Below are 17,707 nucleotides of genomic sequence, written 5' to 3'. Positions count from 1 at the left end.
TTGGTACAAAGGGACGGCCGAGGAGAGGGAAGACGAGAGACGTGGCTATCTGGCTCGAACAGACATCGGAAGGGTTTGAACAGCGTTTCGCCGCCTTCCTGACAACCAAGCGCGAAGTGTCCGACGATGTGAATGCCGTGGTGCGCGCGATCATCGACGACGTCAAGGCACGCGGCGATGCGGCGCTGGCTGACTACTCGCAACGCTTCGACGGCATCGATTTCGCCAAGACCGCAATGTGCGTCACCGATGCCGAGATCGACGCCGCTGTCAAAACCGTCGCCCCCGATGTCATGGACGCCCTGCGGCTGGCCGCCGAGCGGATCGAAAAACACCATGCCCGGCAAATGCCGAAGGACGATATCTACGAGGACGCCATCGGCGTCGGCCTCGGCTCGCGCTGGACGGCGATCGATGCGGTCGGCCTCTATGTGCCCGGCGGCACGGCGAGCTATCCAAGCTCGGTGCTGATGAATGCCGTGCCGGCGCGCGTGGCCGGCGTGCCGCGAATCGTCATGGTCGTGCCGGCCACCGGCGGCGACATCAACCCGACGGTGCTGGCGGCGGCCCGCATTGCCGGGGTGCGCGAAATCTACCGCATCGGCGGTGCGCAGGCTATCGCAGCGCTTGCCTATGGCACGGAAACGATCGAACCGGTCGCCAAGATCGTCGGTCCGGGCAATGCCTATGTCGCAGCCGCCAAGCGGCATGTGTTCGGCACGGTCGGCATCGACATGATCGCCGGTCCGTCCGAAGTGCTGGTCATTGCCGACAGCGACAACAATCCCGACTGGCTGGCCGCCGACCTTCTGGCCCAGGCCGAGCACGACCGCGGCGCCCAGTCGATCCTGATCACCGACGACCGGGATCTGGCCCGTGCCGTGGAGGCCGCCGTCGAGCGGCAGCTGAAGACGCTGAGCCGTTCGGAGACGGCGGCGGCCAGCTGGGCCGATTTCGGCGCCATCATCATCGTGCCCGACCTTGAAGCCTCGCTGCCGCTCGCCAATCGCATTGCCGCCGAACATCTGGAACTGGCCGTGGCCGATCCCGATCATTTGATGGCCGGCATCCGCAATGCCGGCGCCATCTTCCTCGGCCGGCACACGCCGGAGGTGATCGGCGATTATGTCGGCGGATCCAACCACGTGCTGCCGACGGCCCGTTCGGCACGGTTTTCCTCCGGCCTGTCGGTGCTCGATTTCGTCAAGCGCACCTCGATCCTGCGGCTGGGGCCCGAACAGTTGCGCCAATTGGCGCCGGCGGCCATTGCACTGGCGAAAAGCGAGGGGCTCGACGCCCATGCCCGCTCAGTTGCCATTCGCCTCAATCTCGAAGGCTGAGCCCGATGGCCAAGGGCGACTTCAAGCTCTGCGACGTGATCCTCGACGAAACGATCGGGCGGTCGACGCCCGATGTCGAGCACGAGCGGGCGGTCGCCATTTTCGACCTGATCGAGGAAAACAGCTTCGAGCCGGCCGGCCACGCCGGCGGGCCCTACAAACTCAACCTGTCGCTGGTCGATTCCAAGCTGGTGTTCGGCATCAAGACGGAGGCCGGCGAAGACGTCGCCACCCATATCCTGTCGCTGACGCCGTTCCGGCGGATCATCAAGGACTATTTCATGATCTGCGAGAGCTATTACGAGGCAATCCGTTCCTCGACGCCCAGCCAGATCGAAGCGATCGACATGGGCCGGCGCGGCATTCACAACGAGGGCTCGCAGACGCTGATGGACCGGCTGCAGGGCAAGATCAAGCTGGATTTCGACACGGCACGGCGGCTGTTCACACTGGTCTGCGTTCTCTACTGGCGTGGATAGGCCGATGGACGATCATGCGGCTTCCCGACCACAGGACAGGACGCTAGGGGCCATTCTCTTCGTCTGCGGCATGAATGCCATCCGCTCGCCGATGGCGGAAGTGATCGCCCGGCACATGCTGCCGGCCGGCACCTATGTGGCATCGGCGGGGGTCAGGCCCGGCGAGCGCGATCCTTTCGTCGATGCCGTGCTGGAGGAAATCGGGCTGTCGCTCGGCAAACGCCAGCCGCAGACGCTGGAAGAACTGGCCGATAACTTCTTCGACCTGGTGGTGACGCTGGCGCCGGAGGCCCATCATGCGGCGCTGGAACTGACGCGCACCTCGGCGGTCGAGGTGGTCTACTGGCCGATGCCCGATCCGACCGTTGCCACCGGCACCCGGGAGCAGATCCTGGAGGCCTATCGCGCCGTGCGCGACCGGCTGCAAAGGCTGATCGCCGAACGCCTGGCGCCGACGCAAACGGCCGAGCCGCCGCCGGCCGAAAAACCTGCTGAAAAACCGGCCGAAAAGCCGAATTGAAACAAAATTCAAAAGCCCAATCTACAAGGTTCACAAAAGCGCGGTGATTGTGTAGTTTCCGCGCACATTTTACCGGGCCCCCGCTGGGTCCGATGCAACACATAGGAAGACAACCCCTCTATGGCTAAAGAAGAAGTTCTCGAATTCCCCGGCGTCGTGACGGAACTGCTCCCCAATGCGACCTTTCGGGTCAAGCTTGAAAACGAACACGAGATCATCGCCCACACCGCCGGACGCATGCGCAAGAACCGTATCCGCGTTCTGGCCGGCGACAAGGTGCTGGTCGAGATGACCCCTTACGACCTGACCAAGGGCCGCATCACCTATCGCTTCAAGTGAACGAAGGCAGACACCCGAAAGGGCTTGACGATCCATGGAGCTGAAACAGACGCTGATCCTGGCCTCCGGTTCGCCGCGCCGGCTCGACCTCTTGAAACAGGCCGGCATCGAGCCCGACCGGCTGATGCCGATGGATCTCGACGAGACGCCGGGCAAATCGGAGCATCCGCGCTCGCTGGCCCGCCGGCTTTCCACCGAGAAGGCCCGTGCAGCGCTTGCCGCCGTAAAGGACGAGCCGCTGTGGAAGCACAGCTATATCCTGGCGGCCGACACGGTGGTGGCGGTCGGGCGGCGCATCCTGCCGAAGGCTGAATATCTCGACGAGGCCTCGTCCTGCCTGCATCTGCTGTCGGGCCGCGGCCATTGGGTGTTTACCGGCGTGTGCCTGATCACGCCTGACGGCAAGACGCGCCAGAAGGTGATCGAGACCAAGGTGCGCTTCAAGCGGCTGTCGGGGCTCGATATCGAATCCTATCTGGCCTCCGGCCAATGGCGGGGCAAGGCCGGCGCCTATGGCATCCAGGGCCTGGCCGGCTGCTTCGTGCAGAAGCTGGTCGGCTCCTATACCAACGTTGTCGGCCTGCCGCTGTTTGAAACCCTGCAGCTGTTGTCCGGCGAGGGATTTGACGTGCATGCCGGCTGGATGGAAGGCTGAACCATGAGTGACGACAATAGCCCCCGCAGCGCCAAGATCGAACCCTTGCGCAAGGCACGGCCCTGCCCCGAATGCAAACGGCCGTCGCATCGCGAGCACTATCCCTTCTGCTCCAATCGCTGCCGGGAGCTGGATCTGTCGCGCTGGCTGAAAGGCTCCTATGCCATTCCGGTTGCCGACGACGAAAGCAAGGCGGACTATCAGGACGACGATTGAGACTTTTGCCGGCGGCGACCGGGACCCGCCAGCGACGACGCGATTGCGCGCTGCCGGGCCACCGAGGTCCGGCAAGGCACCATCCCTGCACCACTGAAACCGTTCTATTTGTTCAATTTTTTCCGTTTTTTCAGAGACTGTCAAAAAAGTGCCATTTGGCGCTGGACATGGCCGAACAAGATGTTATAACCCGCACGCTTCCGGGGGAAACGATCCCCCGCCGGTTGAACCAAACAACCGAACGGCCCGCAACGGCCCAGATGCCCGGATAGCTCAGTTGGTAGAGCAGCGGATTGAAAATCCGCGTGTCGGTGGTTCAAATCCGCCTCCGGGCACCATTCTCTCGCCCAAGATCAATACGTTGTAGCGCGGCGCGCGTTCCTTTGGCGCGGCGCGACCTTTGGCACAAATCGGCGGTGGCTTTGTCACACGCAACGTGGCGCGATGTTCTATATCGGTCGGGCTTTCGGACAACAGAATTCGGCCGAAGCGGACACTTCCCTCATTCGGAACAACGTCAACTTTGCGCGCAGTTTCAATCATCCACTCGGACACCCGCTGCCGGTCGGCACTCGGCGCGGTCGCGACCCGGATCGAGATGCAGGAGGGTTTCGCGCAGACCCTCATGGATACAATCGGCAAAGGCATCGGTCGTCTGGTCGATGCCGATATGAATGTGGCATCCACCCGGCTCACGGCGCTACAGACGCAGGAGCAGCTTGCCGTTCAGGGGTTGCAGATCGCCAACGGGCACGCAGAGAACGTGATGGAGCTTTTCCGATAAGGCCTGTCTGCTCGCCGGTTTCCCAGCCAACAGCTATGCCTTGATCGTCGATCGACTGTCTTGATTGTCTGTGGGTAGCTTGTCGAAAATCGCCTTGATAACCTGGGCGGGTCTGTCCTTCATCGGAACGGTCATGTTCATATAGATTTGGCTATCCGTCAGTGTGAAATGAATGTCGAAGGCCGCCCGGCTATAGCTGCCACCATGCCCCGGCTTCCATCGTCCGACCCCACTCACCGCGTTGAATTTTCCGGGCTTGTCCGCTTCGACGATTGCAAACCAGCCGTTGTTTGAGGTCACGCGCAGGACGGAGCCTTGTTTCTTGATGGTGATCCGACATGTATCGCACTGACCGGCATTCGAAACCACTTGCTGCCAACTGCCTATGAGGCTGGGGCTGTCGGCTTTTGCTTGCGCGAGCGGCCCGAACGACAAAACCAGAAAACAGACGAAACCAATAATCCTGCTCAATTCCTTGCTCCCCAGTTATCATCGCGACGCTTTGCGCCAACCGGCCTCTCGTGCCTCTTGCTCAGAACAGAACCAGCGTTCGCCATATTCCGTTCGAATAATCGTCGCGCTATAATCCTCTTGGCCCGGCACATGAAAAATCCGCCGACCGGAATTGATTGAGATATTGCCTTTGATAGTACATCCCGGATCGTACACCGCGCGCGGCACGATCGAGTGTCCGCCTCCCGCAAGGAAGGCGGCAGTTGAAGACGCGATAACCAGAAGCGTGAACTTGCTCATGCCACAAGCATAAGTCGCACACGTTTAATTCACGTTTTCTGATCCCTTAAAATTTGAGCAAACACCTGGCCGTTTGGAGTCATCGCTATCAACCAAGCGCACGTCAACTGATACGTTTCGGCAACTTATGCGAGATGAAGCCTTTCCATGAACAATCTTCTTTTCCGATCTGACTACGCACATTCAACATATGGCTTGAAGGAACTGGGTAAGCTGATCTTGGACGTATTCGAGATTGATATCTCGTCTTTAGACAGGCTCGGACATGACCCAACAGTCGTCGCATTCGGCTGGTGGCATGACGAGTGTCTAGTTGCCAATGTAAGCCTATATGAACGACGGCTCTGGCTGTCCGGGCAGCAGGTTGTTGCTTTTGGCGTACAATCGGTCGCGACGCGTCCTGAATGGCGGAGAAAAGGCCTCTTCAGCGACCTGATGCGTCGAGCGTTGGATTACGCGGATAAAAGGTCAAGCTTAATTATTCTCGCTACCGGCACTCCTGATCTATACCGACCTTTTGGCTTTCGGCAGATCAAGGAGATGTGGTTCAGCTCGAAGCTAATGCGGCACAACTCAGTGAACCGTTTCCGCGAATTGTCCTTGGAAACAGAGGGCGATATCGCGCTCCTCAAACGCATATTTTCTGATCGAGCGCCTACGTCGCTATTGGCTTCGGCCTGTGATCATCCAGCCTTATTTATGTTAAAAGCGAAATTGACCCCGGAGATAAGGCTGCTTTATCTTCCACAACTCGACGCGGTTGTGGCCGTGAAGCAGGGTCATTCCTCGTTGGCAATTCTCGACATCGTGGCTTCTACAATTCCATCACTCGATGACATTGTAAGTGCGCTCGATTTTGATGAGCAGCAAGTTGAGGTCTATCTGACACCAGACCGTCTATCCTGGCAACCAGACGAGACGCATCTGATCGACAATGGCAATATGGTCCGTGGTCAGTTTGCGCCTGAGGGACAGGCATTTATGTTATCTGACATGCGGATTTAGGATGATGGCCGCAATGGAGGCTTTTGCGGGCAAGCCATCCGAAGGACGTTTCGGCGATACCGGAACGTTGCCACGGAGCGCAACGGACGCGCGTTCGAAACCCCGCGCTGCTGCATCCCCCATTCCTCACCCTCTCTTTCACAAAGCCCGTTGACTCTTCCATTGGCTTCTGCTGATAAATAGAACATAAAGTGAACACTGGAGCGTGCCATGGCGGATCGGGGAGAGCAAGGAGGTGCCGGGGCTGCGCGGTATTTTCACGCGTCGTCCCTGGAGCGGCTGGCGGGGAAAAGACCGGAAAGCGGCCGGCACCTTACCTTCCTGGACGCGCCGCAGACGAAAGAGGCGGGCGAACGTTTTTCTTTCGGCATCACCGAGATCGATCAGTGTCTCGGCGGCGGCCTTGCCGCCCATGCCTTGCATGAGATCCGCTGCCGGCACGGGCGCGACATTGCGCTTGCCAGCGGTTTTCTGCTCGGCCTGCTTTCGCAGCTGGCGCAACAGGCGCAACAGGCTCTGGGGCATGCCGGGCGGCGCATCGTCTGGGTGGTCGATCCGGCTTCGGCGGTGGATGGCGGATCGCTGTTTCCGGCCGGCCTTGCGCAATATGGCCTTGATCCCGGCTGCTTCACGCTGGTGGCACCGCGCGACCTCAAATCCGCCCTTTGGGCGGCCGACGAGGCGGCGGCCTGCCGGGATGCGCTGGCGGTGATCCTGCAGATCAAGGGCAATCCGGCCCGCTTCGGCCTGACGGAGACCCGGCGGCTGGCGGTCCGGGCCCGGGAAACCGGCGTGTTTGCCGGAATTCTGCGCTCCAGCGGCGAGGAGGAGGCAACAGCTGCCCTCACCCGCTGGCTGGTGGAGCCGCAGGCTTCATCCGCGTCTGACGACCATCGAAACGGGATCGGATGCGTGCGGCACATCCTGACCCTGGAGCGCAACCGCAACGGCCAGGGGGGACAATGGCCCGTTGCATGGAACATGAAAGACAAGGTGTTTGAGTATGTCACCCCGCACCCCGCAACGAATCCTGTCCATCGCCTTCCCGCACCTGGCCACAGACCGCATCGCCCGGCAGACATGGGGACCCTTCTGGATTTCGGACGGGCGTCCTGACGGACCCCCCATCGTCGTCACGGCACTGGTCCGCAATGCCATCCGCATCGTCGCCCATGAGGCGGATGCCGCACGGTTCGGCATTTTTCGTGACCAGCCGCTCGGCGATGCCCGCGCCCTGGTGCCCGACCTCGACTGCCACGAACACGACCCCGACGCTCTTCGCACTCTGCTGCATGCGATGGCCGACTGGTGTGGCCGCTATACGCCTCTGGTCGCGATCGACGGTGCGGGCGACGGGCTGCTGATGGACGTGACCGGCTGCTGCCATCTGTTCGGGGGCGAGGCGGCGCTGGTGGCCGATGTGTCGGCCCGGCTGACGGCACAGGGTTTTAACCCAAAGCTCTGCCTTGCCGATACGGCGGGGGCAGCCTTTGCCATGGCGCGCTTCGGGACGCGGAGCGTGCTTTTGCCCGGCGAGCAGGCCGATGCGCTTCTGCCGCTGCCCATCTCCGCCCTGCGGCTTGAGGACGGCGTGGCGACCGGTCTTCGCCGCGTCGGGCTGAAGACCATCGGCTGCATTGCCGGCCTGCCGCGCGCGCCGCTCGCCGCACGCTTCGGCCGACCGCTGCTGACCCGGCTCGACCAGGCGATGGGGCAGCTGGACGAGGTGATCTCACCGCTGCTGCCGGTGGCGGAACTGGCCGCCGAGAAACGCTTTGCCGAACCGGTCGTCTATGAGGACGACATTCGGGCAACCATCGGCCATCTCGCCGGCACGCTTGCCGAACCGCTGGAAAAGCGGGGCCTGGGCGCGCGGCAATGCTGCCTGCGGCTGTTTCGCGCCGATGGAAAAGTCTCGTCGCTGAGTGTTCTGGCCTCCCAGCCGGTGCGCGATCCGGCCCGGATCCTGCGCCTGTTCAAGGACCGCATCACCGGCCTGCATGATGATCTGGACGCCGGCTTCGGCTTCGACGTCATCAGGCTGGAGATCACCCGTGCCGACCCTTTCGATGCCCGGCAGGCGGATCTCGTGGCCGGCAAGACCGCTGGCGAAGACTATGCCGCCCTGGTCGACCGGATCGGCGCCCGTCTCGGCCCGGCCGCCATCCGCCAGTTCTCGCTGGCCGACACCCATATCCCGGAGCGCAGCTTCACCACTCATGCTGCCGTGCAAGAGAGGGCCGCCGTGCAAGGGAGGGCCACTGAGGCCCGCGGCCGTGACGAGCCGGGTTTTGCACCCGGCGAGGACGCGCCAAGCCCGACCCGACCGCTGATCCTGTTTGACCGGCCGGAACCGATGGAGGCCATGGCCGAAGTGCCGGACGGGCCGCCCTTGCGGTTTCGCTGGCGGCGAGCGTCTTACGAAGTGGCGCGCTCGGAAGGGCCGGAGCGGATTGCCTGCGAATGGTGGCGGGAGGGGCGCGGCGCCTATTCGCGCGACTATTTCCGCGTCGAGGATGTGCAGGGCTACCGTTTCTGGGTGTTTCGCCACGGCCTCTACGAGCGGGAAACCGCCGGGCCGAAATGGTATATGCACGGGCTGTTCGCATGAGGTCCGGCTCTCCCCCTGCCCTGTCCTATTGCGAGCTGGCGGTCACCAGCAATTTCTCCTTCCTGCGCGGCGCCTCGCATCCGGAGGAACTGGTAGCGCAGGCGGCCCGCATAGGGCTCTCCGGCATCGCCATTACCGACCGCAATTCGGTGGCCGGCGTGGTGCGCGGTCATATGGCAGCCAAGGAGGCGGGCCTGCGCTACCAGCCGGGCTGCCGGCTGGTGTTCAGGGACGGCACGCCGGATATTCTGGTCTGGCCTGAGGACCGGGCCGGCTGGGGCGAGCTGTGCGAATTGCTGAGCCTTGGCAAGCGGCGGGCACCGAAAGGCGAATGCCATCTGGCCATCGACGATCTGCTTAGTCATGGCGCGCAGCTGCAGATGGCCGTTTTGCCCGGAAGGCGGCTGGATGCGCGGCTGCCGGACGTGCTCGCCCGGCTGAAAACGGCCTTTCCGGACAAGGTCCATCTGGCGCTCTGCCGCGATTTCGGCGCCAGCGACCAGCGCCGCATGGCGCGCATCGCTGCCCTTGCCGATGCGGCGGATGTTCCGCTCATTGCCGTTGGCGACGTGCTCTACCACCATCCCGACCGGCGGCCGCTGCAGGATGTGCTGACCTGCATCCGCGAACACGAGACCCTCAGCTCGATCGGCACGCGGCTGGAGCCCAATGCCGAGCGGCATCTGCAGGGCCCCCTAGCCATGGCGCATCTTTTCAAGGGCTACGAGGCAGCCCTTGCGGCCACGCAGCGGCTGTTTGACCGCCTGACCTTTTCGCTCGACGAATTGAAGCATCAATATCCGGAGGATCCGACATTCGAGGAGCTGGGCGGCACGCCGCTGCCCTCGCAGCTGGCGCTGGCGCGGCTGACGGAGATCGGGCTTGCCTGGCGCTATCCCGATGGCGCACCGGACAAGGTGACCAAAGCCATCGCCCATGAGATGCAGCTGATCGCCAAGGTCGGCTACGCCCCCTATTTCCTCACGGTCTACGATATCGTGCGTTATGCCCGCTCGAAGAACATTCTCTGCCAGGGCCGCGGCTCGGCGGCCAATTCGGCGATCTGCTACTGCCTCGGCATCACCTCCGTCGACCCGGAAAAGGTGGATCTGCTGTTCGAGCGGTTCATTTCGGAGGAGCGCAACGAACCGCCGGATATCGACGTGGATTTCGAGCATGAGCGGCGCGAGGAGGTGATCCAGTATATCTATGCGAAATACGGCCGCGAGCGGGCCGGGCTGGCAGCGACCGTCATCAGCTACCGGGCGCGCTCGGCGCTGCGCGACGTGGGCAAGGCGTTCGGCTATTCCGACGATACGATCATGGCGATCAGCGGCACCAAATGGGGCGGCTGGTCGCGCGAGATCGATCCGCAGGATGCCAAGCGCGCCGGACTCGACCCCGGCGACAAGCATTTGGCCCAGATGCTGGATCTGGCCAGCCAGATCATCGGCTTTCCCCGCCATCTGTCGCAACATGTCGGCGGCTTCCTGATCACCCGCGACCGGCTGTCCTCGCTGATCCCGATCGAGAATGCGGCGATGGAGGATCGCACCATCGTCGAATGGGACAAGGACGATCTGGAAAGCCTGGGGATGCTGAAGATCGACGTTCTGGCGCTCGGCATGCTGACCTGCATCCGCAAGGCCTTCGACCTGCTCGACAATCATTACGGACGGCGTGAAACGCTGGCCTTGATCGAGGAGGGCGACACGCCGACCTATGACATGATCTGCCGCGCCGATACGCTCGGCGTCTTCCAGATCGAAAGCCGCGCGCAGATGTCGATGCTGCCGCGGCTGAAGCCCAAATGCTATTACGACCTGGTGATCGAGGTGGCGATCGTGCGCCCCGGGCCGATCCAGGGCAATATGGTGCATCCCTATCTGCGGCGCCGGCAGGGCAAGGAGCCGGTCAGCTTTCCGAAGGAGGAGTTGCGCACGGTTCTCGGCAAGACGCTGGGCGTGCCGCTGTTCCAGGAGCAGGCGATGAACATCGCCATCGTGGCGGCGCATTTCTCGCCCGGCGAGGCCGACAAGCTGCGCCGCGCCATGGCGACCTTTCGCCGGGTCGGGACGATCAGCACTTTCCAGCAGAAGATGGTCGAGGGCATGGTGGGCAACGGCTATGAGCGGGAGTTTGCCGAACATTGTTTCAAGCAGATCGAGGGTTTTGGCGAATACGGCTTTCCCGAAAGCCATGCGGCCAGCTTCGCGCTGCTGGTCTATGTGTCCTGCTGGCTGAAATGCCATTATCCCGATGTGTTCTGCGCCGCCCTGCTGAATTCCCAGCCGATGGGTTTTTACGCCCCGGCACAATTGATCCGCGATGCGCGCGAGCATGGCGTCGAGATGCGGGCCGTCGATATCAATCATTCCGATTGGGACTCGACGCTCGAAGCCGAAGCGGATCCGCTGTTCATTGCCCCGCAGCACCGTGCCATGGCCGGCATCATGAAAAATAGCCATGCCGTGCGGCTCGGGCTGCGCGAGGTCAAGGGGCTGAGCGAAGCCGAAGCCACACAGCTGATGGCCCACCGGAATCGCGGTTATGACAGCGTGCGGGATCTTTGGATGCGTTCCGGCCTGTCACGCGGCTCGATCGAGAAGCTGGCCGATGCCGATTGCTTCCGCTCCATCGGGCTCGACCGGCGCGATGCGCTGTGGGCGGTCAAGGCGCTCGATCCGTTGAGCAGCGCCGAGCGCCTGCCGCTGTTTGCCATTGTCGACCAGGCCAATCTGCAGAAGGAAGCCGATATCCAGCTGCCGCCGATGCCGCTCGGCGAGCAGGTGATCAACGATTACCGGTCGCTGGCCTTTTCGCTGAAAGCCCATCCCATGCATTTCCTGCGCCGCACGCTGCAGTCCATGGGGCATATGCGCAATGTCGACCTGCAGACCCTATCGTCCGGCCGCACCGTCACCGTGGCCGGCCTCGTCCTGGTGCGCCAGCGGCCGGGCTCGGCCAAGGGGGTGGTGTTTGAAACCATCGAGGACGAAAGCGGCATTGCCAATATCATCGTCTGGCCGAAGGTGTTCGAGACCTATCGCATGGTGGTGCTCGGCAGCCGCTGCGTCAGCGTGCGCGGCCGGGTTCAAAACGAGGACGGCGTTCTTCATGTGGTCGCCCAGCACATGCAGGACCTGACGCCGCTGATGGCGCAGATTTCCGAAATGGCCCCGCATATGGGCGGGCTTGCCAATGCCGACGAGGTGCGCCGGCCGGTGCGCGAGGATATCCGCGGCCGCCGTCACTCCCCGTCCCGCCTCGTGTCATTGCCCGGCCCTGCCACGGAGATACCGACACCGCAAGGCGCAACGCTTCACAGGCAGACGGTGAAGGCTTTGCCCAAGGGACGCAACTTTCAATAGGGTCAGGCTCGAACGTTTTCTGGATGCGGCCATCTTTGCGATGGTGCGGCGGGCCCGTGCATAGGTTTCCCACCCTCATCGCCACTGCAACAGATCGTACAGCAAAGCCTCGCTCCAGTTTTAGAGGCTAGACACGGCAGGCGCCAGCATTGCTCCGCCTCCCGGGTCGAGGGGCGGAGCATCGTCGGCGCATTCCATTCCGGTGGCAGCACATGCCGGCGGACACGATCTTTGCGAGGCCGACCATGCCGAAACTCACCGTCTGCATTCCCGTCACGCCGGGCATGCCAGCACCGACCACCCTGGCGCAACGGCTTCTGGCAAAGCCCGATACTAGCGTTGAGCTGATCGTCGCCCCTTACGGCAACACATGCGACGATGCCATTGAACTTCGCACGCTGGCCGGCTCGGACGAGCGCCTCAAGATCCTGCCGCCGGCGCCCGACAACATCTCGGCAGCCCAGCTCTGGCTCGGCACCGTGGCCGCGGCCACCGGCGACTGGATCACCCTGCTCCAGCCGCTCGACATGCTGGAACCGGATCTGCCCAGCCTTCTCGCGCATGTGGACAAGACCCAGCCGAATATCGACGCGCTTGGCTGGAACGCCTTTCAGATCAATCCGGCAGCACCCCGCCACATCAAGACCACCGTTGCCGTTCCCGTGCTTCACAACGTCACGGAGATGGAGAAGACCAAGCTTCTGGAGGCCTATTTCCAATGGTCCGGCAGCCAGCAGGTTCCCCGCATGCCGTTCGGGCTCTATCATGGCGCGATCAAGCGCAGCCTTCTGGAAACCATCCTCTCGACATGCGGGCCAATGAGCTGGCTGACGCCCATTCCGCACCATGAATGGGCGGCCCGGGTCCTGATCTTCGCCAATGGCATGGGCCTTTCCAACCGGCCGCTTTCGGCCGTCAGCACGACGCCCTTTCGATCCGGTTCCGCTCGATCTGCCCTTGAAGGCTTCCCGTTCCACGCCGGTCTCGGGCTGACGGCTGCCATAGCCGAAATCCAGGCCCGGGTGCTGAGCGAACTCGGCAGCACCTGGAGCGGCTTCAACGAACATTTCATCCGCGCCTGCATGTATGATTGCGTGCTGGAACACGACAGAGCCGCTTTTGAGCGAAAATGCCAAGCCTATTTTACCGCCATCCTGCAGATGCCGGGCGGCCAGCAGCTCGTTCAGGATTTCAAGCCGCAGTTCATGCCGCAGATGCCCGACGATGCGCGCCGTGGCCTGCATGGCAAGACGCTGCTGATCGACCGGTTCATCGGCAATGCTGTGACGGCGCAGGACTTCTTCAACGTGGTGCGGTCGATGATCGCCCCGGTGCCAATCATGACCGGCCAGATCGAACTGCTGGCAGAAGAGGCCATTGCGGGAATGGGCTGCGCGGCATGAACGAACGGATCCTCTATACCAAGCCTTCCATCACGGCCTTGGAAACCGAATATGCCACGGACGCTGCCGCCAATGGCTGGGGCAGCCAGTGCTATGACTACATCATCCGTTTTGAAAAGATGTTCCAGGAGCATTTGGGTGTCGAGCATGCCATCGCCACATCAAGCTGCACCGGCGCGATGCATATGGGGCTTGCGGCCCTCGGCATCGGTTCCGGCGACGAAGTGATCCTCGCCGATACCAACTGGATTGCCACCGCCGCACCGATCGTCCACCTGCATGCAAAGCCAGTTTTCGTCGATATCGACCCGGTGTCGTGGTGCATCGATCCCCAGGCTGCCGAGCGGGCCATCACGCCGAGAACGAAAGCCATCGTCGCCACCCATATCTACGGCAATCTGGCGGATATGGATGTGCTTCTGGCCATCGGCGAGCGGTATGGGATCGCGATCATCGAGGACAGCGCCGAGGCCATCGGCTCGGTCTGGTGCGGGCGCCGGACCGGATCGATGGGCCGGTTCGGAGTGTTTTCCTTCCATGGCACCAAGACCATCACGACCGGTGAAGGCGGCATGTTCGTGACGAGCGACCAGGCGCTTTACGAAAAGGTCCTGACGCTTAGCAATCATGGCCGTGCGCGGACCCAGAAGAAACAGTTCTGGCCCGACGCCGTCGGCTACAAATACAAGATGTCGAACATCCAGGCCGCTCTCGGCTGCGCGCAGATGATGCGCATCGAGGACCTAACCGCCCGCAAGCGCGAGATCTTCAGGATCTACCGGGGCTTGCTCGGCGGCATTCCGGGGGTGTCGCTCAATCCGGAACCGGCCGATGCCGTCAACGGCGCCTGGATGCCGACCGCGGTTCTCGACCGGCAGCTGGGTCTTGGCCGCGAAGACATGATTGCCGCCTTTGCCGAGGCCAATATCGACGCCCGCGTCTTCTTCCACCCGCTGTCGAGCCTGCCGATGTTCGAAGCGGTGGCCGACAACGTCCACGCCTACGACATTCCCGAGCGGGCGATCAACCTGCCGAGCTATCACGACATGACGAACGAGCAGATTGCCCGCGTCGCCCATGTCATCATCGACCTGGTCAAACGCGCCCATAATCGCATGACCACCTCCGACACCGTCCATCACTCTCCCGCATTGCAGATGCATCGCTGAACAGAAGGCTGACCGAGCCCATGACCCACAAAGACGACCGCCAGGAATTCGAGGACCACAAGAAGGCGATGAGCCTTGCGCTTGGTCGCGACAGCGAAGCCTTCAACGAGGCGCTGGAGCTGTTGCTGACCCTCAACAAGTACGATTATTCCTATCTCTGGTCCTGGATGGGCGTGCCGATCATCCAGATGCCTGCCGATGTGATGGCGACGCAGGAAGTGATCTGGAACACCAAGCCCGACATCATCATCGAAACCGGTGTCGCCCGCGGCGGCTCGGTGATCTTCATGGCATCGCTGCTCGCCGCCATGGGCAATGACGCCGGCAAGGTGATCGGCGTCGATCTCGACATCCGCGCCCATAATCGCGAGACGATCGAAAGCCATGTGATGGCCAAGCGCATCACGATGATCGAAGGCGGTTCGGTGGACGACGACGTGCTGGCCAAGGTCAAGGCCGAGATCCCGCCGGGTGCCCGCGTCATGGTCGTGCTCGACAGCGACCATTCCTACGAGCATGTACTGGCCGAGTGCCGGGCCTATGGTCCGCTGGTCACCGAAGGCTGCTATCTCGTGGTGGCGGATACGCTGATCGGCCACCTGACCGAGGAACAGGCCCCGAAACGCTCGCAGGTCTGGTACAAGGGCAACGAGCCGCTGCATGCGGTCAATGTCTACCTTGAGGAAAATGACCGCTTCGAAATGGACCCCGTTTTGAACGGCAAGCTGGTATTGTCCTCCTCGCCGAACGGCTATTGCCGCTGCATCAAGCCCTGAAGGACCGATTCCATGCCACCCGGCACGGTTACACGCCGCCTGGTGGCATGGCGTGATGCTCACCACTTGCCTGCGCAGGCTGATCAGCCTCGCTCAAGGCGATTGCAGCAGTGTTGTCTGCGAATCGGGAAATTGTTCGGCACGGGTTCCAGCACCTCGCATGACCGAACAAAACGTTGTTAATCTGGGAGACGAAGACATGTTGCAGGCCAGGAAACTTGTAACCTCAGAGGCTGCGGAGCAATTCGCCGGCAAAGGTTATACCATGCTGCCGCAGTTCTACGACGCGCCCGTGGATATCGCCCCGATCCAGGAAGGCATCCGGGTGATCATCGAGCTGCTCTGCCGCAAATATGCCGTGGATGCGCCGACGGGCACGAGCTGGGATGCCATGACAATCGCCTATCCGGCCATGATCGCCAAGAACCGCGCCTGGGGCGGCGAAGTCTATGACGCCGTGAAGCAGATCCCTGCCTTCCTGCAGCTTGTTACCAAGGCACAGAATACCAAGGTGTTCGAGGCCCTTCGACCCGGAAGCATTCCGGGCATCGCGGCTGGCGGTTACGGCATACGCATCGACAATCCCGGCGAAGAGAAGTTTCGGGCCCATTGGCACCAGGAATTCCCGAGCCAGTTGCGCAGCCTGGACGGCATCGTCTTCTGGACGCCGCTACTGCCGATCACCCGCGACATGGGACCGGTGCAGATCGCCGAAGGATCTCATTCGGACGGTGTCATTCCGGTCTACCGAAACGATACCAGCAGCGGCAAGACGGGCGCCTATGCCATTTTCCTGGACAAAGAGGAAGAGCGGGTAGCTCGCTATTCTGTCGTGGCTCCCCTCCCCGTTCCGGGAGACCTGATCCTGATGGACTTCCTGACCATGCACCAGGGCGGCCACAACGTCTCGAAAATCCCGCGGTGGAGCATCCAGTTCCGCTATTTCAACTTTGCAGAGCCGATCGGCGTGCGGATCGGCTGGTGCGGATCGTTTGCGGCCGGCGTCGATTTCTCGAAGGTGCTGCCCGAACTTGTCACCGACGCGGAGACTGCCGCATGACCTCCTGTCGCGTTTGCGGTTCGGAAATAGCCGTGCCGTCCTATCAGGCCTCTGCCCCGGCACTCACCTCGATGATGGCGTTTATCGACATTCCGACACTCGCCTATGTCTGCGACGGCTGTGGCCATGCGCAATGTGGCGACCTGCCCGATATCGACAGCTTTTACGACACGACCTATCGTATCTCCCTGGAATCGGAAGATCACGACCAGATCTTCGCCGTGGACGCCAAAGGGCATCCCATCTTCCGAACCGACCACCAGGCTGCGGTCGGACTGCGCCTGCTGGATCTGCCGCAAGGCGCGTCTATCCTCGATTATGGTGCGGCCAAGGCCGATACGCTGCGCAAGATGCTGAAGAGCAGGCCGGACCTGCGGCCGCATGTCTTCGATGTCAGCAGTGACTACAAGGGCGCCTGGGCAGGCTGGGTCGCTGAGGAGGACCAGGCCACCTATCAGGCACCGGCCGACTGGGCCGGGCGCTTCCAGGCCATCATCAGCCATTTCGTCATCGAACATGTCGAGGCTCCTGTCGCGTTCCTGAAAACACTGCGGGACCTGCTGGCTCCTGGCGGCCGCCTACTGCTGTCGATGCCCAATGTCGTTGCCAATCCCGGCGACATGACGGTGGCCGACCATCTCAATCATTTCAGCGAAGCGTCCCTCAAGCGGGCTTTCGCTCTGTCCGGCTTCGTGCTGGAAACCATAGACAGCACCGCCTTTCCCGGCGCCTTCTTCGCCGTGGCATCACGGTCCGAAACCCCGGTGGCCAGTGATGCCGATGCGGCAGAGGTTGCAGCGGCCGCAGCGGCCGCCAAGCAGATCTGCGCCTTCTGGGAGGACGCCACCGCCCGGCTGGACGGGTCGGCCAAGCGGTTCGCCGGCCACAATGCGGCGATCTACGGCTCCGGATTCTACGGCAGCTGGATCCACAGCCGCATTGTCGGCGACGTCAAGCTCGCCGCCTTTCTCGACCAGAACCCGAAACTGCAGGGCTCCTCGCATTTCGGCCGGCCGGTCATGCCGCCGGCGGCCATGCCGAGCGAAACGGATGTCATCTTCGTCGGGCTGAATCCGCTCAAGGCACGAGAGATCATCGCCAGCCAGCCAGCCCTCAACCGGCCGGGGCTGGACCTGGTCTGGATCGATGAATGAGCGGCAAAAGCCAGTCTGGTGAAAGCTATCGCCTTTAAGGCTGCTACACAGCGACGATCAACCCGTTCGAAT

The 17,707-nt window shown here is 62.3% G+C and carries 18 protein-coding genes and 1 tRNA gene; 17 read left to right on the top strand and 2 right to left on the bottom strand.

Annotation, left to right across the window (positions count from 1 at the left end; all coding sequences use genetic code 11):
* The first annotated feature begins 41 nt into the window (after nt 1-41).
* The 8 genes from hisD (at nt 42) to HGO38_RS31245 (ending at nt 4,333) form a co-directional block, all read left to right on the top strand.
* Nucleotides 42-1,340, top strand: coding sequence for a histidinol dehydrogenase (gene hisD, locus HGO38_RS04680; RefSeq protein ID WP_250954755.1), 1,299 nt, complete (start codon nt 42-44; stop codon nt 1,338-1,340).
* Between the two features lie 5 nt (nt 1,341-1,345).
* Entirely contained in the window at nt 1,346-1,819 is a 474-nt protein-coding gene (locus HGO38_RS04675; RefSeq protein ID WP_250954754.1) for a UPF0262 family protein, read from the top strand.
* A 4-nt stretch (nt 1,820-1,823) separates the two neighbouring features.
* Complete coding sequence (locus tag HGO38_RS04670; protein WP_250954753.1) at nt 1,824-2,339, top strand: arsenate-mycothiol transferase ArsC; 516 nt, start codon at nt 1,824-1,826, stop codon at nt 2,337-2,339.
* 120 nt (nt 2,340-2,459) lie between these two features.
* Complete coding sequence (gene infA / locus HGO38_RS04665; protein WP_004435948.1) at nt 2,460-2,678, top strand: translation initiation factor IF-1; 219 nt, start codon at nt 2,460-2,462, stop codon at nt 2,676-2,678.
* A 34-nt stretch (nt 2,679-2,712) separates the two neighbouring features.
* Nucleotides 2,713-3,333 carry a Maf-like protein gene (locus HGO38_RS04660; RefSeq protein WP_250954752.1) on the top strand — a complete coding sequence of 207 codons (621 nt, stop codon included), beginning with the start codon at nt 2,713-2,715 and terminating at the stop codon, nt 3,331-3,333.
* Between the two features lie 3 nt (nt 3,334-3,336).
* On the top strand, nt 3,337-3,549 hold the full coding sequence (gene yacG / locus HGO38_RS04655) for a DNA gyrase inhibitor YacG (protein ID WP_250954751.1): 213 nt from the start codon (nt 3,337-3,339) through the stop codon (nt 3,547-3,549).
* Nucleotides 3,550-3,811: 262 nt separating this feature from the next.
* Nucleotides 3,812-3,887, top strand: a tRNA-Phe gene (locus tag HGO38_RS04650).
* A 98-nt stretch (nt 3,888-3,985) separates the two neighbouring features.
* Complete coding sequence (locus HGO38_RS31245; RefSeq protein WP_502941502.1) at nt 3,986-4,333, top strand: flagellin; 348 nt, start codon at nt 3,986-3,988, stop codon at nt 4,331-4,333.
* 33 nt (nt 4,334-4,366) lie between these two features.
* Here the strand turns inward: HGO38_RS31245 and HGO38_RS04640 are convergent, their stop codons facing one another.
* Both HGO38_RS04640 and HGO38_RS04635 read right to left on the bottom strand, forming a co-directional pair.
* The gene (locus HGO38_RS04640; protein ID WP_250954750.1) at nt 4,367-4,804 is read right to left on the bottom strand and encodes a hypothetical protein; all 438 of its coding nucleotides are present in this window, start codon (nt 4,802-4,804) and stop codon (nt 4,367-4,369) included.
* Nucleotides 4,805-4,822: 18 nt separating this feature from the next.
* Nucleotides 4,823-5,086, bottom strand: a complete 264-nt coding sequence (locus HGO38_RS04635) for a sunset domain-containing protein (RefSeq protein WP_250954749.1) — start codon at nt 5,084-5,086, stop codon at nt 4,823-4,825.
* 147 nt (nt 5,087-5,233) lie between these two features.
* On the opposite strand from HGO38_RS04635, the gene HGO38_RS04630 reads away from it, so the two are divergent.
* The 9 genes from HGO38_RS04630 (at nt 5,234) to HGO38_RS04590 (ending at nt 17,635) form a co-directional block, all read left to right on the top strand.
* Nucleotides 5,234-6,091 (top strand): GNAT family N-acetyltransferase, encoded by an 858-nt coding sequence (locus HGO38_RS04630; protein ID WP_250954748.1) that lies wholly within the window; start codon nt 5,234-5,236, stop codon nt 6,089-6,091.
* 210 nt (nt 6,092-6,301) lie between these two features.
* Complete coding sequence (locus HGO38_RS04625) at nt 6,302-7,207, top strand: ImuA family protein (protein WP_250954747.1); 906 nt, start codon at nt 6,302-6,304, stop codon at nt 7,205-7,207.
* Nucleotides 7,095-8,702 (top strand): Y-family DNA polymerase, encoded by a 1,608-nt coding sequence (locus HGO38_RS04620; RefSeq protein WP_250954746.1) that lies wholly within the window; start codon nt 7,095-7,097, stop codon nt 8,700-8,702. Before HGO38_RS04625 ends, HGO38_RS04620 begins: the two co-directional genes overlap by 113 nt.
* Nucleotides 8,699-12,073: an error-prone DNA polymerase gene (locus HGO38_RS04615; protein WP_250954745.1), complete on the top strand. Its 3,375-nt coding sequence runs from the start codon at nt 8,699-8,701 to the stop codon at nt 12,071-12,073. Before HGO38_RS04620 ends, HGO38_RS04615 begins: the two co-directional genes overlap by 4 nt.
* A 245-nt stretch (nt 12,074-12,318) precedes the next feature.
* On the top strand, nt 12,319-13,476 hold the full coding sequence (locus HGO38_RS04610; RefSeq protein ID WP_250954744.1) for a glycosyltransferase family protein: 1,158 nt from the start codon (nt 12,319-12,321) through the stop codon (nt 13,474-13,476).
* On the top strand, nt 13,473-14,645 hold the full coding sequence (locus HGO38_RS04605; protein ID WP_250954743.1) for a DegT/DnrJ/EryC1/StrS family aminotransferase: 1,173 nt from the start codon (nt 13,473-13,475) through the stop codon (nt 14,643-14,645). Before HGO38_RS04610 ends, HGO38_RS04605 begins: the two co-directional genes overlap by 4 nt.
* 20 nt (nt 14,646-14,665) lie before the next feature.
* The gene (locus HGO38_RS04600) at nt 14,666-15,421 is read left to right on the top strand and encodes a cephalosporin hydroxylase family protein (protein WP_250954742.1); all 756 of its coding nucleotides are present in this window, start codon (nt 14,666-14,668) and stop codon (nt 15,419-15,421) included.
* Between the two features lie 199 nt (nt 15,422-15,620).
* On the top strand, nt 15,621-16,481 hold the full coding sequence (locus HGO38_RS04595; protein ID WP_250954741.1) for a phytanoyl-CoA dioxygenase family protein: 861 nt from the start codon (nt 15,621-15,623) through the stop codon (nt 16,479-16,481).
* A complete protein-coding gene (locus HGO38_RS04590) occupies nt 16,478-17,635 on the top strand; it encodes a class I SAM-dependent methyltransferase (protein WP_250954740.1) in 1,158 nt (385 codons plus the stop codon). Before HGO38_RS04595 ends, HGO38_RS04590 begins: the two co-directional genes overlap by 4 nt.
* Nucleotides 17,636-17,707 lie beyond the last annotated feature (72 nt).

It is taken from the genome of Rhizobium sp. CG5 (assembly GCF_023701945.1).
GTDB lineage: Bacteria > Pseudomonadota > Alphaproteobacteria > Rhizobiales > Rhizobiaceae > Allorhizobium.
Note: the sequence above shows the minus strand (reverse complement) of the source record. Positions and strands in the feature narration are given on the sequence as shown.

Bases quoted from the DNA above. Each gene is read 5' to 3' on its own strand.
- HGO38_RS04605 (WP_250954743.1), top strand. From the start codon at position 13,473: ATGAACGAACGGATCCTCTATACCAAGCCTTCCATCACGGCCTTGGAA.
- HGO38_RS04590 (WP_250954740.1), top strand. From the start codon at position 16,478: ATGACCTCCTGTCGCGTTTGCGGTTCGGAAATAGCCGTGCCGTCCTAT.
- HGO38_RS04615 (WP_250954745.1), top strand. From the start codon at position 8,699: ATGAGGTCCGGCTCTCCCCCTGCCCTGTCCTATTGCGAGCTGGCGGTC.
- HGO38_RS04625 (WP_250954747.1), top strand. From the start codon at position 6,302: ATGGCGGATCGGGGAGAGCAAGGAGGTGCCGGGGCTGCGCGGTATTTT.
- HGO38_RS04610 (WP_250954744.1), top strand. From the start codon at position 12,319: ATGCCGAAACTCACCGTCTGCATTCCCGTCACGCCGGGCATGCCAGCA.
- yacG (WP_250954751.1), top strand. From the start codon at position 3,337: ATGAGTGACGACAATAGCCCCCGCAGCGCCAAGATCGAACCCTTGCGC.
- HGO38_RS04660 (WP_250954752.1), top strand. From the start codon at position 2,713: ATGGAGCTGAAACAGACGCTGATCCTGGCCTCCGGTTCGCCGCGCCGG.
- HGO38_RS04600 (WP_250954742.1), top strand. From the start codon at position 14,666: ATGACCCACAAAGACGACCGCCAGGAATTCGAGGACCACAAGAAGGCG.
- HGO38_RS04635 (WP_250954749.1), bottom strand. From the start codon at position 5,086: ATGAGCAAGTTCACGCTTCTGGTTATCGCGTCTTCAACTGCCGCCTTC.
- HGO38_RS04595 (WP_250954741.1), top strand. From the start codon at position 15,621: ATGTTGCAGGCCAGGAAACTTGTAACCTCAGAGGCTGCGGAGCAATTC.
- HGO38_RS04630 (WP_250954748.1), top strand. From the start codon at position 5,234: ATGAACAATCTTCTTTTCCGATCTGACTACGCACATTCAACATATGGC.
- HGO38_RS04670 (WP_250954753.1), top strand. From the start codon at position 1,824: ATGGACGATCATGCGGCTTCCCGACCACAGGACAGGACGCTAGGGGCC.
- infA (WP_004435948.1), top strand. From the start codon at position 2,460: ATGGCTAAAGAAGAAGTTCTCGAATTCCCCGGCGTCGTGACGGAACTG.
- HGO38_RS04620 (WP_250954746.1), top strand. From the start codon at position 7,095: ATGTCACCCCGCACCCCGCAACGAATCCTGTCCATCGCCTTCCCGCAC.
- HGO38_RS04675 (WP_250954754.1), top strand. From the start codon at position 1,346: ATGGCCAAGGGCGACTTCAAGCTCTGCGACGTGATCCTCGACGAAACG.